This is a genomic window from Pseudomonas sp. TAA207 (assembly GCF_001529285.1).
In the GTDB taxonomy this organism is placed as follows: domain Bacteria; phylum Pseudomonadota; class Gammaproteobacteria; order Pseudomonadales; family Pseudomonadaceae; genus Aquipseudomonas; species Aquipseudomonas weihenstephanensis.
This window is the reverse complement of the sequence record NZ_LLWJ01000059.1, coordinates 39,822-54,400: the sequence shown is the minus strand read 5'-3', so window position 1 is coordinate 54,400 and position 14,579 is coordinate 39,822. Positions and strand designations below refer to the sequence as shown.

Genomic DNA, 14,579 nt, shown 5'->3' with positions numbered 1-14,579 from the left:
TCTCACAGGTACGAAAGAAAAAGACTGTCGAGCAGGCGCGTCCACCCCGATACCAACACAAACAGCAGTAGTTTGAGTGGCAGTGAAATGGTCATGGGTGAAACCATTTGCATACCCAACGCGAGCAACAGGTTTGACACAATCAAGTCGATGACAATGAACGGGATATAAATCAAAAAACCTATCTCGAACCCGGCCTGTAATTGCGAAAGTACAAAAGAGGGCACTAACAAAATCAGGTCATCACGTTGAACATGTTGCGCCATTTCGGGGGGCCACATGCGCTTGGCACTTTCCTGAAGATGAGTCAGCACATCCGGGTCTGTGTTGCGGTTCATAAAAGCCTGCAGCGGTTTTACCGCTTGCAATCCACTTTCTTGCAGTGCTTTTACGCTGCTTAAATCAACAGGTGTCTCTTTGAGGTTTTGTGCAATTTCATACCCCACCGGAGCCATCACGAACATTGTTGCCGCGAGTGCAACGCCATACAGCGCCATGCTTGGAGGCACTTGCTGAACGCCAATGGCATTGCGGGTGATCATCAGCACAATACATATCTTCAAAAACGCTGTGCACACCACCAACAGCATGGGCATCAACGACAAACTGCCAAGAAACAGCGCCAGCAATAGGGGATCAACCCCTTGAACGGTCATTGCGAAAAAATGATGCGTGACAGTTGCAAGCCCAGGCGTCCATCCACCTCCACCAATTGCCCCAGACCAATCGGCCGATCCCCGTAATAGAGTCCCGCCATGCCGGGGCTATAACCTTCAATGTTCAATACCACGCCCGGCGCCAGCTGGCGCAGCTCTCCCAGACTCAACTTCAGTGCGCCACACCTGACGCTCAACGCCAAGGGCAGGTGTTCAAGCGACTGGTCCTCATCCAGCACTCGTTGCGCCTGTGCATTTGCATCAACGTCCGTACTTGCAAAAAAAACATCATCCACAGCCACTTCCTCGATAGAACAAATGTTCAAGCACCTGCGTGCACCTTCATCGTCAATCATCACGTGCAGCCGAAGTTTCCCAACATTCAGTTGGCCAACGCCCTCACCGTCCAATTGCGTGTTCTCCAGCAAGACAACGTCTCCCGGTTGAACGGAGCGCAGTTGCTCAACGGACACTTGCAACTGCCCCAAAATAACTGGGATCAGAAATGGAAAGCGATCTGCCACAGATGCTTTAAGGGGGTGCCAAGGGCCGGACTCATACAGCGCCAGTAACGATTCAGGCGCCATCCTCAGCCGACTGACGCTACGCGCTTGCCCCAACGCAATGCTGGCCCGACATTCAAAAGTCTGCGGTTGCACGTCGCCAATCGGCCGCACATAGCCAAAAACGGAGACCAGTTGCGTACTCATGCGCTGCTCAAATAAAGCCCAAAACCATGAGCAGGGATCATTCTCAGTATCAGCCAGCACCACAGGGCAATCGCCCATCAAACTCAGCAGAGGGCCCGCATCGCTGAATGTCATCACGCCACAACGCGTCTCTAATGAGAGCGACACGCCACACTCTGGAGCCCTCCCTGGCTCAAGCAATAGTTCGCCCACCTCACCGGCGACCTCGAACGAAAAACGCAAACCTCGCCCCAACCGGCGGTAAGCCTGGACAGTCAGGCTGTCCAGCACCGGAAGTTTGATCACCGGCGCGCTCACTGCACACGCTCCTGTATCACCAACACTCTGACCGATTGACCCAACGTGCGTGAAAGTCGCGCTTGGCAGTCTGGCTGCTGGCCGATAAGCCATTGATGGGTTGCTGATTGCTCGGCCTCCAACGAGAACGTCCACCCGGCATATTCATGGTGCGCGCGGACATTGATCCGCCCGCGCCGCGCCAGGCTAATCACAAATTGCATGGGTGTGCTAACACCTCTGGTCCAGCGAGGACCACAACGCTCACCGATGGCCTGAAGCAGATCGCACCCCGTACCAGCCCGCGTAAATGATTCACTGCAACCCCAACTTTTTTCAGTGCCCTGTTGCGCCACAAAGCGAGCGAACAGACTGCTGTCAGTCATCCGGGCAGTCGCGGGATGAGCCTCAAACGACAGTGCTTGTACGCGTAAAGAGGTTAAGTCAGGCCGTTGGGTCATTCCTCCTCCTGCGCCAGCAACGCAGACAACTCGCGGAGTTTTTCAACTTGTCGCGAACAGATGCTCGATTGCAATCGAGCCTGTTCAAGCTGTTCGTTCTCGCGTGCCTGTTGATCAAACAGTTCCTGCAAATGTGCTTTTTGCTGAGTCGTTTGTGCCGACAATTTGCGTTCATCCTCATCCCAGCTCGTCAGGGCCTGGGGCGAAAGAACCTGTCCACGGTGACGATTGAGCAACTCATTGCATTGCCGGGTTTCAACCCCTCGCACCTGCTCAACACGCTCGCGGGCCTGTTGGATGCGCCCGCTCAACACACGCTGTGCCATGTAAGCTCTTTGTAACTGCCGAGCGGCCCTGTCTGCGCGATGCTGACGCAGTTGCTGCAAAGCCTGTATTTCACACAAAAACATTTCAGGATGGGACATAGGCAGTCAGTTCACTCAGTTGGTCCAGAGTTGCCAAAAACGGCGTAGGTTCACGCAGGTCCTGGCGCAGAAAAGCATCCACTTGATGTCGGCTCTCTACAGCCATATCGGTCAGCGCATCATTGCCTGCTTGGTACTCACCCAATTTGAGCATCAGCTCGATCTGCTGATGCGCTGACAGCAGTCGCCTTAAAGCCGTCATGTTTTGCACATGGCCCGGCTCGGCAACATTGCTCAGAATCCGCGACAAACTGGCCAGCACATCAATCGCCGGGTAGTGACCGCGCTCTGCCAATTTGCGCGACAACACAATGTGGCCGTCCAGCAGAGAGCGCACTTCATCCGCAACCGGGTCATTCATGGAGTCCTGCTCAATCAGCACGGTGTAAATCGCGGTAATCACCCCTTGCTGGGTCAGCCCTGCACGTTCAACCAAGCGCGGTAACAGGCTGTATACGGAGGGCGGCAAGCCCCCTCGCCCCAAAGGTTCGCCAGCCGCCAGGCCAATTTCACGCTGGGCACGGGCAAAGCGCGTCAACGAGTCAATCAACAATAAAACTCGCTGGCCTTTACGACGAAACCCCTCCGCCAGAGCCGTCGCCGTAAAGGCGGCGCGCGCACGTTCCATACTGGAGCGATCAGACGTTGCACACACCAGAACGGCTTTGGATCGCAACTCATCATCGAGTTCATGATCAAGAAACTCGCGCAATTCACGCCCACGCTCGCCGATCAACCCGAAGACGATGACATCGCAATCAACATTGCGAGCTATCTCAGCCAGCAGAGTGGTTTTACCGCAGCCGGCGCCCGCAAAAAGCCCGACCCGCTGCCCTTCACCCAAGGTCAGCAGACCATCAATTGCGCGTATGCCTGTGGATAAGGCACGGTTGATACGAGGTCTTTCGGTGGGCAGCGGTGCTTCACACATCACAGGACCCGCGTCGGCGCTGGACGGTGTTGCAAATGCACCCCAGCCGCTACCTGTGAGTGGGCGACCAAAGCCATCCAGCACCTGCCCCAATAAACTATCTGCAACGCAAATCTGATGCGCTCCGCCCAGTCGCTTGACCGCAGCACCCACACAAATACCTTCCAGGCTCCCCAATGCACTGAGCATCGCGTCTTGTTGATCAAAACCAATAATCTCAGCCAGGATCCAGCTGTTATCAGCCGTCTGAACCTCACACAGATCGGAGATACGCGACTGCGGCAAGCGACATTGCAACAACGTGCCATTGACCCGCTGGATCCGGCCGCACACAGTCACCGGTGAAAAACGAGCCAGATAAGCCGACTGGCGTTGCTGCCAGGACTCAAGTCTTTCCTCAAAAGCCTGACTCACCAACTCACCTCATAGCGCTGGCGCCCTTCAAACAACAGACGATTATTTTCGATAACCGTCAGGCGCACCCCATCCACTTCGTCACCAAAAAACAGACGGCGCCCATCCCCTAACACCACATGGGCCTTAGGGCCGCCAATGATTTGAACAATTTTGAAAGGCAACTCACGGCTAATGAGCTGAACCTTGTTATGAATGGTTATCGAGGTATCGAATTGAAGCTGGAATCGTTTGAGCATCCGCGAGACCAGCGCTAACTGCTCAACCTGAACGTCCCCCCTCAGCGTCACTTGATGGTTTGTGGACTCCAGAATGACGTGGGCACTCAGTTCACGGTCGCTGAGCATGGAAAGCAGTTGCCGATGAACGTCGATGGCCGTCAGGAGAACGCGTTTTTCATTAACGACAGGGACCGGCACCTCCAAGGGTACGTCCTCATCGCGCGACAGAAAAAAAGAGCCGGCCAGCACCAGTACAAGCGCTGCCAATGCGCCTGCTATTGGTTTTTTTGCTGCCTTTTTCGACGTTTCTGGCACCTTGCCAGTCAGCGTATCGCCAGGTTCAAAGGGCGAATGGCTTGGCGCTTGCGGCCAACTGCTTTCGGTATGAGCAACGCAGAGACGAATGCCACCCAATGAAAACTCGGCTCCAGGAACAAGGTTTGAGATGTACGCCAAGGTAGCGCCCGCATCGTCCTGCAAAAGGCCTTCTTGAGCTTGCAACGACCAGTGCTCGCCAGTGCGCTGCAACTGCGCATGTCGAACATGAACGCCAGGATCATATAAACCCAGGTCAGCTTCTTCGCTGGCACCGATGCTCCAACACTCACCAAACAGAGGCAAAGCCGCGCCCTGATGCAAACCGCTGAGTACGCGTAGCTCGAATATCTCGCAAGACGTATCCATGCTGTACGTTAGAACGTTCAAAAATCCGCCTCGTGTTCGTCACTGTCGCCTTCAAAATCAAGACGACCCAATACTTTTACCTTTGCCGTGCCCATCAACTCAGCAAAGGACAAAACAGGTACATGGTTAAACTCATCGAACAACAAAGTCCGTATGGGGCTGCGTAAATCATGGGCAACCAACAGCACCCTTTGCTCACGCTGATAGGGTAAAAATGCCTCTTTGAGCAAGTTGATCAGCTGTGCACTGGGACCGCTTTCCAGGGCCAGAAACACACCGGTTTGAGTCTGGCGCAGCGCTTCACGAAAAATGTTTTCGGCGTTGGATGAAAACAGCCAGGCATGCAGCCCGTCGCTTTCACTGTACTGATGATAAATCTGCGACTTCAGAGCAATCCGTGCGTAGTCCGCAAGCGCATTGACCTCACGCTCATGCTGCCCATACTCATTCAACGCTTCGATAATCAGGCGCACAGCTCGCAGTGGTACACCTTCACTGGCCAAGCGTTGCAGTACGGCAGAAAAACGTGAGAGCGGCATGATGCGCTGCAACTCTTGAACCAACTCTGGCTGACTCTGCTCTAGCCAGGAGAGGATGGATTTACATTCTTGAATACCCAGAAACTGCGGCCCACTGATCATCATGGCCCGCTGCATGCGCACGACGATCAAGTCGTGTGCAGTGAACGGTTCGATCTCTTCACCAGCCAAGAACGGATCTTGCGGTTGCAGCCATAACCACTCCTGCTCATCCCGCTCTTCACTGCCTCGTGGAGCCTCAGGGCATTGGTCCAGATAGCGACTGCGCATCAGTGCGATCAACGGCGAGAAAGTCGCCTTGATCATCGGTACTTCGTGCACACAAAAGCGAAACTCATCATCGGCCAGCGAGGCGCTGTATTCGATCTCAAAGGGAGGGAGGGTTAAACCGATTGCAGTGACAATGCTGTTTCGAGCCTGGCGGATGGAATGAATCAGCTGAAGAGCGCGCTGATCGTCCTGCTGCAGAGCTGAAAATTGCAGCACATAGGGGCGCGTGGGTGTAAAACTGCGCAGGTCCTCATCCCCATTCAACTCAGGGGTGGTCTGGGGCACAGACGCAGACTCGACTGACTCACCCTTAGTGCCGCGAAACCACAGGTAAAAACCCAGCGCAAAGGTGTTCAGTGCAATAAAAATGAACACCAGGGTCGGCATACCCGGGAGTGCGGCAAAGGCCAGCATGCCAGCCGAAGCGATCATCCAGCTCTTGGGCTCACTGGTGATCTGCTGCCCTATTTGCGTACCAATGTTTGCTCTTTCTGAGTCATCATCAGGCGCAACACGGGTGATGATCATGCCGGCGGTCAATGCAATCAGCAGCGCCGGGATCTGCGCAATCAAGCCATCACCAATAGTTAATACCGAATACAGCGTAATGGCGTCCCCAGCGCTCATCCCGTGTTGAATCATCCCGGTGGAAAAACCACCCAATATATTGATAACCACAATAATCAGTCCGGCAACCGCATCGCCTTTAACAAACTTCATGGCGCCATCCATCGCACCAAACAACTGACTTTCGCGCGACAGTTGTTCGCGTTTATAGCGAGCCTGTTTACCGTCTATTAAACCGCCTCTCAAATCGCTGTCGATGGACATCTGCTTACCCGGCATCGCATCCAGACTGAAACGCGCTGCCACTTCAGCGACTCGCTCCGATCCTTTAGTAATCACCAGAAAGTTCACCAGCGTGATAATCAAAAAAATCACCAACCCGACGGCAAGGTTCCCCCCCACTACAAAGTTACCAAACGCTTCCACAATGTCGCCCGCGTCTTGTTCCAACAAGATCAGGCGCGTGGTCGCAATCGACAGCGCCAGGCGAAACATAGTGGTTAACAGCAACATCGAGGGAAAGGAGGAAAAAGCCAACGGGTTCGGTAAATAGAACGCGAGCACAATTAACAAACAAGAAATACAAATATTGACCGCAATCAGAATATCAATCAGCCAGGTGGGAAGCGGGACAATAAAAATAAAGACAATGCCGAGCACGACCATCGCCCCCAGGACTTCCCCTCCCCCGGAGACTTTGGAGAGCACTTTATTGAAGGTGCCAGCCCACGTCATTTAACGATGCTCGAGTACCCGAATGCCTGTGGTACAAGTCCTTCGGACTGAGTCTGCTCATCCATCAAGCCCATCAGAAAACGCAACGTATCCTGGCGGTTTCGCTGATCACACCATATGCCCAACGGAAGACGCTGAATCAGTGGGTAGACACGATTGAGCATGAGCAAATGACTGTCAGGGCTGGTTGCGCCCAAATCACGACCCAACGATTGGCTCTCGCGCAGGTCAATGCCCTCGCTGGCATACCCCAGCAAACGTTGTAACAGCGAAACCGCAGCCTGTTCGATTGATTTTTCGTGCCTGGGCATTTGCTCAATAAATCGGCGACAACTGTTCAATACACTGCCTAATTGCCTGCAACTTTGCAGACCCAACATAACGGCCCTTAACTTGTTGGTCGGCAACGATGGGCGCTGCGCTGCCATGTCGTCAGCCAGTGCCCGACTCATCATTTTTAACCCTACGCTGAACCCTTTGTCCCCAAACATTCCCAGCAGTGCCTGCATGATGATCGCCGGTGACTGGCGCCTTACCACATTGGCGTAATACAGCGTGCGAACTGCCTGGCGCAAAGAAGCATCATCACTGATAGTGCTCAGCCCACGCGCGATGTTCATCCCCGCTTGAACAGGCCCTGCGTGCTGCGTGTGCAGCTGATCCTGATAGCTGTGCGACAACGCAACATCAGCGTCATGACCTTCTGATTGTGCCCATGCAGTTACGTAACTCAGCACTACACTGGTCCGGGCCGGATCACCTCCGGTCAGTTCCATCAGATTGTCCAGGCTAGACCTGGACGACATCTCCTGACGGACCTGTCTGGCTACCTGGCTCAAGTTGGCCTGACCGGCATGGCCCAACTGCTCGTACAAAGCCATGAGTTGCTCGATGCCCTGAATTCTGCGCACTCGAATCTCGGCCCCCGAGGCACGCACCGTTCGCTGCGCCATTTCTTTGCTGCTGCTCTCGGTCTTTTGACTAAACAGCATGCCGACCTCTTCGGCAGAACTTTGCTGAGTGGCCTGAGGTACCGGCGGTCGAACGTTTGTCGCAGCGAGCAAAGAGCTCACTGCTCGCGAGGGGTCATGTCGCACGTCAACTTTCATAGCGTAATCGCCCATCAGAGAAGTTTCGATCTTCTGTGTGGCCAAGTACGCGTGAACAGTTCCTTATTAATGTGCCTATTTTTTAAATTGAAAAAGTTGGCGCAGGCGTACGCATGATTATGCAAATAGCGGCACAAAAATAACCGTGCCATTTATAAAAACATATATAAATCAACTTGATAAATCACTTCAAAAGATTGGCACACGCAGTGCTTAGGAGGTCTTCCTCGAAATTATTTCGAGGCCGCTTATCCTGAGGATGAATAATGAATCAGCGTAAAGATGCTTCACTCACCCGACCTGTGGACGCGCCGCAGAACGTGTTGGACATATCACCCGAGCTGCAACGAAAATTGAAGGCATTTATCCACAAACGTGTATTGAACCCCGAAGATGCAGACGACATCTTTCAATTAACCTGCCTTGAAGCATGGCGCGGTAAAGACCGATACAGTGGCCAGGCAACTATCAGCACGTGGGTGTGCGGGATTGCACAAAACTTGATCCGCAATCACTTTCGCCGCCTTTACGCAAAACCCATTCATTGCGAATTTGATGAAGCGCTGTGTACGGACATGGATAACGCTCAAGACTTGGGCGGGCAGTTCGAGATCAAGCAACGCCTTGAGCGCACCCTGATTGCCATTGACCACCTGCCCAAAGAGATGCGCAATACGCTCTATGCCTCTCTGGAAACCGGCGGTAATTACCGAGACACCGCGCTCGCCCTTGAAATCCCCATCGGCACGGTTCGCTCACGCATCTCTCGAGCGAGAGAACAACTCAAGATAGCCACCCACCGTTAAAGACGATTACCGGCGTGAAGGTACTGACTCACCACGGGACTGTTCTGCCAAGTCCCGTGGTTGTGAGTCAGGCAATGGCCTCACGCTTTTTGCGAGCGTGGCAAGAAAATAGCCAGTACACCCAACAGCGGCAGATACGAGCACAAGGTGTATACGTACTCGATGCCATGAATATCAGCCAAATGCCCGAGCAGCGCGGCACCAATCCCTCCAAAGCCAAACATCAGGCCGAAGAAAATACCTGCGATCATGCCCACGTTGCCCGGCACCAGCTCTTGGGCATACACCACAATGGCCGAGAACGCCGAGGCCAGAATAAAACCGATGACCACACTCAGCACACTGGTCCAGAACAGATCGGCATACGGCAGCAGCAAGGTGAACGGCGCCACGCCCAGAATCGAGAACCAGATCACCGCCTTGCGTCCGATACGGTCACCGATTGGCCCGCCAAAGAAGGTGCCCGCCGCCACTGCGCCCAAGAACAAAAACAAATACATTTGCGAGCTGGCGATCGACACCCCGAACTTCTCAATCAGGAAGAACGTGTAGTAACTGGTCAGGCTGGCCATGTAAAAGTATTTGGAGAACACCAACAGCCCCAGCACGACGAGTGCCGCCAATACCCGTTGTTTCGATAACCCGTGGGTCGCCTTTTGTCCGGCCTTGAGCTTGAACAGGTTCAAGTGGCTGCGATACCAGCGGCTGATGGCATACAACAATCCGACCGCGAACAGCGCAAACAAGCCAAACCAGGCGACATTGCCCTGCCCGAACGGAATGATGATCGCGGCGGCCAACAACGGCCCGAACGCAGAACCCGCATTGCCACCGACCTGGAAAGTGGACTGCGCAAAACCATAGCGCCCGCCTGAAGCCAGCCGCGCCACTCTGGAAGCCTCCGGGTGAAAGGTCGACGAACCGATGCCCACCAATGCCGCGGCCAGCAGAATCAAAGGAAAACTGCCCACCTGAGACAACATCAAAATCCCGACCAGTGTGCACACCATGCCCGCAGGCAGCAGCAACGGGTTGGGGTGTCGATCCGTGTAATACCCCACCCACGGCTGCAACAGCGACGCGGTCATCTGGAAGGTCAGGGTAATCAGGCCGATCTGAGTGAAGGTCAGGTCATATTTAGCCTTGAGCATCGGATAGATCGAAGGCAGAACGGCTTGAATCAAATCGTTGATCAGATGCGCCAATGCGACTGCGCCGATGATGCGCAGCACTAACGGGCTGGTTTGAGCGGGTGGCGAGGCTGTCGTAGTTTTTGTTTGAGCGTTGCTAAGGGCCATAAGCGTTTCCGTACATCAGGTGAATGCGCACTTGCGGGGGGCGTCAATGTGCCACTTTTTTACAACATATTTCCATTCAAACGCTGGAAAACCTTAAGCGGTTGATAGAACAGCAAATTTTTTAAGATATTTGCTTGACACATGCCCCACTCGAGGGAATAATGCGCGCCATTGGCTACATAGCTCAGTTGGTTAGAGCATAGCATTCATAATGCTGGGGTCCGGGGTTCAAGTCCCTGTGTAGCCACCAATACTAAAAATGGCTTACCGCAAGGTAAGCCATTTTTTTATGCCTGTAGAAAAGTAGCGCCTCTGAACCGCCGCCCGCGGGCTTTTAAGAATCGTCTGATTAAAGCTCTGCCCCCCGCTCGATAACCTGAACTGGCTAAACCTGCTCCTGACCGACTCCACGAAGAATGGGTTGGGCTCGAGCCTCATCTCCAGTTATCAGGATTATTACTATGAAGCGTACTGCTCTGCTCATCGCGATGACGGCATTCCCGGCGATCTCTTTCGCTGCCGCCAGCCAAAACACCATCACCTTCAAGGGCCAGGTGTCTGACCAGACATGCCAGGTGTCGGTCAACGGTAACTCCGGTAGCCCGATCGTGGTTCTGCCCACCGTTGCTTCCAGCGACCTGGACACCGCCGGTAAATTTGCAGGCGAAACGCCGTTCACCATCGCTGTGACCGGTTGCACGGCACCGACCACCGGCGACTTGAACATCAAGACCACGTTCCTGGGCGCTGACGTGAACGCCGGCGGCAACCTGGGTAACACCGGCACCGCACAAAACGTCGCCATCCAACTGCTGGATGCCACCGGCGGCAACCCGATCGCGCTGAGCGGCATGACCTCGGTTTCCGGCCTGATCTTGAAAAAAGACGAGACCGCGACCAGCCACGACTTCGCTGCGCGCTACATCAGCACGGGCGCTGCAACGGCCGGTACCGTATCGGCTTCGGCTCAGTACGCCCTCGACTACCTGTAAGCGTAACCCTCTGACCTGCCGACTTCGCACCTCGCGAAGCGGCGGGTCCGCACCTCGATTGTCCTTATCTGATCCCCAGCCTTTCGGAAGGAGTTGGCCATGACCTGCCTGAAACGCTTAGCCCTGTCCGTGGGTGTGCTGATCGGCGTCACCGTTGCCCAAAACGCGCTGGCCAGTGTGGTCATGAGCGGCACACGGGTGATCTACCCCGCCAGCATTCGCGAAAAAGCCCTGCAACTCACCAGTCACGATGCATATCCCAATCTGGTGCAGATCTGGGTGGACAAAGGCGACCCGGCGTCCACGCCGCAAACCGCTGATGCGCCGTTCATCGCCAGCCCACAGATTTTTCGGATGAACCCCAAGGCCGGGCAAATCGTGCGCCTGGTGTACACCGGTAAAGACTTGCCGCAAGACCGCGAGTCAGTGTTTTACATCAACTTCATGCAGATGCCAGCCCTCAAGGCCCACGACATGGACGCCAACAAGCTGATGCTCACCGTGAGCAGCCGGATGAAGGTGTTCTATCGCCCTGAAAGCATCGCAGGCAACCCGCAAGACATCACCAAATCAATGACATTCAAGCTGCAAGGCAGCGGTTCAAACCTGAGCGTGAGCGCCGAAAACAACAGCGGTTATCACGCGGTGATCCGTGAGGCCAACCTGCTGGTCGGCGGCAAACCGGTCAACGTGGCCAAAGCCGTGATGATCGCCCCCTACTCCAACGCTCAATGGCCGGTTAAAGGGGCCAACGCTGGCAACCAATTGCGCTTGACGCTGGTGAACGATTACGGCGCTGACGTCACCACTGACTTGCCGCTCCACTAGCCCTGGGAAAATGCACATGACCGTGGCTCATTTCACCCCTTGCCGGATCCGCAACCGCGCACCCCATAGCCGTTGGCTGTGGGCAATGCTGCTGGTGTCGTCGACGATCCTGTGCAGCGGATTGAGCGCGGGCACCGCCCAAGCCGAGACCGAAACCAGCAGCAGTAACGACGACTATCAGTTTGACGACAACATGATGTTTGGCGGCGGCTCGCTGTCGCGCTTCAACAAAATCAACGCCGTCGACCCCGGCCAATACACCGTCGACCTGTACCTCAATGATCGTTTCGTCGAACGCGTACCCGTGCAGTTTGTGGCCGGGGCACAGGGCGATGTGCAACCGTGCTTGGCGCGCGCGTTGCTGGAAGGCGCAGGCGTGTTGGCCAGCGCCATTACCGACACGCAAGGCAGCGAATGCCAATTGCTCAGCGACACGGTAAAAGACGCCAGCAGCCATTTTGACTTCGCCCAACTGCGCCTCGACATCAGCATGCCGCAAAGTTTGATGCTGCACGTACCGCGCGGTTATGTCTCACCGCAAAACCTCGACGCGGGCAGCACCATCGGTTTTATCAACTACAGCGCCAACCAATACCACGTCAGTCGCAGCGCCAGTCACGCCCAAGACACCGACTCCAGCTATCTGGCGCTCAACAGCGGCCTGAACCTGGGCATGTGGCGCCTGCGCCAGCAAGCGTCCCTGCGCTACGACTCGCAACACGGCAGCGACTGGAATGCCACGCGCACTTACGTGCAACGCGCATTGCCAAGCCTGCGCAGCGAACTGACCGCGGGTGAAGGCTACACCTCGGGGCGCTTCTTCTCCGGGCTTGGCTTTCGCGGGGTGCAAATCACCTCAGACGAACGCATGTTGCCCGAGTCGGTACGTGGCTATGCGCCGACCGTACGCGGGATCGCCAAGACCAACGCCAAGGTCACCGTGCGCCAAAACGGCAATGACATTTACGAAGCCACCGTCGCGCCGGGGCCGTTTGAAATCAACGACCTCTACGCCACCAACTACAACGGCGACCTCGAAGTCTCGGTACAAGAAGCGGACGGCAGCATCAGCCGATTCAGCGTGCCGTTCTCGGCCGTACCCGAATCGCTGCGCCCCGGCACCTCGCGCTACAGCGCCGCCGTGGGCAAGACCAGTGACGTGGGCGATAACGACCTGTTCAGCGAGTTCACCTACCAGCGCGGCCTGACCAACACCGTCACCGCCAACACCGGTTTGCGGGTGGCGGACGGTTATCAGGCTCTGGTATTTGGCGGCGTGTACGCCAACTGGCTGGGCGCGTTTGGCCTGGACGCCACCTACTCACGCGCCGACATGCCACAAGAGGGCCTGGTCGATGGCTGGATGGCGCGCTTGTCGTACAGCCGCACCTTCGCGCCGACCAACACCACCTTGTCGATTGCCGGGTACCGCTACTCCACCGCTGGTTATCGCGATCTGGGCGACGTACTCGGCGTGCGTGAATCGTTGCGCAAAGGGGAAGAATGGGACTCGGCCAGCTACCTGCAACGCTCGCGATTTGAAGTGTCGGTCAACCAGAGCCTGGCCGAGTATGGATCGATTTACGTGTCCGGTTCGACTCAGGATTACCGCAACGGCCGTGAACGCGACACGCAGTTGCAATTGGGCTATGCCAACACCCTGAAAAACTCGGTGAGCCTCAACCTGTCGGTCTCACGCCAGTCCACGGGGAGCTTCGAAAACACCCGTTACGGCGGCTACGACGGTCACAACAACGGCAACAACGTCAACGGCGGCAGTTGGAACCCTTCTTCGCCCGGCTCGACTGAAACCGTCACTTTGCTCTCGGTGTCATTCCCGCTGGGCAGCCCGTCGAAGAGCAACACGCCGACCTTGAGCAGCTCGGTCAGCCACAGCTCGACCTACGGCAATGTGTATCAAACCTCGTTGTCCGGCACCGCAGGCGCAGAACAAACCCTGAGCTACGGGATGGACGTGTCTCACGACGCCGAGCAAAAACAGAACACCTGGAGTGGCAACCTGCAAAAACGTTTGCCCAAGACCAGCCTCGCCCTCAGCGCCTCCAAGGGCGAAGACTACTGGCAAGCTTCCGGCAGCGCCCGCGGTGCCGTGGCGATTCACAGCGGTGGCGTAACCTTTGGACCGTATTTGGGTGACACCTTCGCCCTGGTGGAAGCCAAAGGCGCCAGCGGCGCAAAAGTCATGAACAGCCAGGGCACGACCATTGATGGCTCAGGGTACGCACTGGTGCCCGCGCTTACGCCGTACCGCTACAACACCGTGGCCATCACCCCGGAAGGCATGAACCAAAAAACCGAACTCGACGACGGTCAGCGCCGCATTGCGCCGTATGCCGGTGCAGCGGTCAAAATCCAGTTCAAAACCCGTAGCGGCAACGCCCTGCTGGTCAAGGCCCTGTTGGCCAATAATCAGGCCGTCCCTATGGGTGCGGACGTGCTCGACGACAGTGGCAGCGTGATCGGTATGGTCGGTCAAGGCAGCCAGGCTTACTTGCGCAGCGAGAAGCCTGAAGGCGCATTGACCCTGCGCTGGGGTGATCGGCCGCAAGAGCAATGCGTTCTGCATTACGACGTGTCGGATCGCGATCTGGAGCAGCCATTGCTGCGCGTGACCAGCGAATGCCGTGCGCTCTGAT

The 14,579-nt window shown here is 55.8% G+C and carries 13 protein-coding genes and 1 tRNA gene; 5 read left to right on the top strand and 9 right to left on the bottom strand.

Going from position 1 to position 14,579, the window contains the following annotated elements:
- Window positions 1-2: 2 nt before the first annotated feature.
- The 8 genes from sctR to sctW all read right to left on the bottom strand — a co-directional run bounded on the left by sctR (window position 3) and on the right by sctW (window position 7,998).
- Window positions 3-656 carry a type III secretion system export apparatus subunit SctR gene (sctR, locus tag AP059_RS06540; protein ID WP_059762417.1) on the bottom strand — a complete coding sequence of 218 codons (654 nt, stop codon included), beginning with the start codon at window positions 654-656 and terminating at the stop codon, window positions 3-5.
- Entirely contained in the window at window positions 653-1,663 is a 1,011-nt protein-coding gene (locus AP059_RS06535; protein WP_059762416.1) for a FliM/FliN family flagellar motor switch protein, read from the bottom strand. The genes sctR and AP059_RS06535 overlap by 4 nt, the downstream gene beginning before the upstream one ends.
- Window positions 1,660-1,866, bottom strand: a complete 207-nt coding sequence (locus AP059_RS22435) for a type III secretion system HrpP C-terminal domain-containing protein (protein WP_165599918.1) — start codon at window positions 1,864-1,866, stop codon at window positions 1,660-1,662. The genes AP059_RS06535 and AP059_RS22435 overlap by 4 nt, the downstream gene beginning before the upstream one ends.
- Before the next feature lie 233 nt (window positions 1,867-2,099).
- The gene (locus tag AP059_RS06525; RefSeq protein WP_238938497.1) at window positions 2,100-2,429 is read right to left on the bottom strand and encodes a type III secretion protein; all 330 of its coding nucleotides are present in this window, start codon (window positions 2,427-2,429) and stop codon (window positions 2,100-2,102) included.
- Window positions 2,430-2,514: 85 nt separating this feature from the next.
- Window positions 2,515-3,873 (bottom strand): FliI/YscN family ATPase, encoded by a 1,359-nt coding sequence (locus AP059_RS06520; protein ID WP_059762413.1) that lies wholly within the window; start codon window positions 3,871-3,873, stop codon window positions 2,515-2,517.
- The gene (locus tag AP059_RS06515; RefSeq protein ID WP_059762412.1) at window positions 3,870-4,778 is read right to left on the bottom strand and encodes an FHA domain-containing protein; all 909 of its coding nucleotides are present in this window, start codon (window positions 4,776-4,778) and stop codon (window positions 3,870-3,872) included. The genes AP059_RS06520 and AP059_RS06515 overlap by 4 nt, the downstream gene beginning before the upstream one ends.
- Window positions 4,779-4,795: 17 nt before the next feature.
- On the bottom strand, window positions 4,796-6,889 hold the full coding sequence (gene sctV, locus AP059_RS06510) for a type III secretion system export apparatus subunit SctV (RefSeq protein ID WP_059762411.1): 2,094 nt from the start codon (window positions 6,887-6,889) through the stop codon (window positions 4,796-4,798).
- Window positions 6,886-7,998, bottom strand: a complete 1,113-nt coding sequence (gene sctW / locus AP059_RS06505) for a type III secretion system gatekeeper subunit SctW (RefSeq protein WP_256209744.1) — start codon at window positions 7,996-7,998, stop codon at window positions 6,886-6,888. Before sctW ends, sctV begins: the two co-directional genes overlap by 4 nt.
- A gap of 266 nt (window positions 7,999-8,264) precedes the next feature.
- Between sctW and AP059_RS06500 the strand changes: the two genes are divergently transcribed.
- Window positions 8,265-8,804 carry an RNA polymerase sigma factor gene (locus AP059_RS06500; RefSeq protein ID WP_059762410.1) on the top strand — a complete coding sequence of 180 codons (540 nt, stop codon included), beginning with the start codon at window positions 8,265-8,267 and terminating at the stop codon, window positions 8,802-8,804.
- A gap of 80 nt (window positions 8,805-8,884) precedes the next feature.
- On the opposite strand, the gene AP059_RS06495 is transcribed toward AP059_RS06500, so the two are convergent.
- Window positions 8,885-10,102: an MFS transporter gene (locus AP059_RS06495; RefSeq protein ID WP_059762409.1), complete on the bottom strand. Its 1,218-nt coding sequence runs from the start codon at window positions 10,100-10,102 to the stop codon at window positions 8,885-8,887.
- A 173-nt stretch (window positions 10,103-10,275) separates the two neighbouring features.
- On the opposite strand from AP059_RS06495, the gene AP059_RS06490 reads away from it, so the two are divergent.
- The 4 genes from AP059_RS06490 to AP059_RS06475 all read left to right on the top strand — a co-directional run bounded on the left by AP059_RS06490 (window position 10,276) and on the right by AP059_RS06475 (window position 14,578).
- Window positions 10,276-10,352, top strand: a tRNA-Met gene (locus AP059_RS06490).
- Between the two features lie 211 nt (window positions 10,353-10,563).
- A complete protein-coding gene (locus tag AP059_RS06485; RefSeq protein WP_048363078.1) occupies window positions 10,564-11,094 on the top strand; it encodes a fimbrial protein in 531 nt (176 codons plus the stop codon).
- A 99-nt stretch (window positions 11,095-11,193) separates the two neighbouring features.
- Window positions 11,194-11,922 (top strand): fimbrial biogenesis chaperone, encoded by a 729-nt coding sequence (locus AP059_RS06480; RefSeq protein WP_059762408.1) that lies wholly within the window; start codon window positions 11,194-11,196, stop codon window positions 11,920-11,922.
- 16 nt (window positions 11,923-11,938) lie between these two features.
- A complete protein-coding gene (locus AP059_RS06475) occupies window positions 11,939-14,578 on the top strand; it encodes a fimbria/pilus outer membrane usher protein (RefSeq protein ID WP_059762407.1) in 2,640 nt (879 codons plus the stop codon).
- Window position 14,579: the final 1 nt, after the last annotated feature.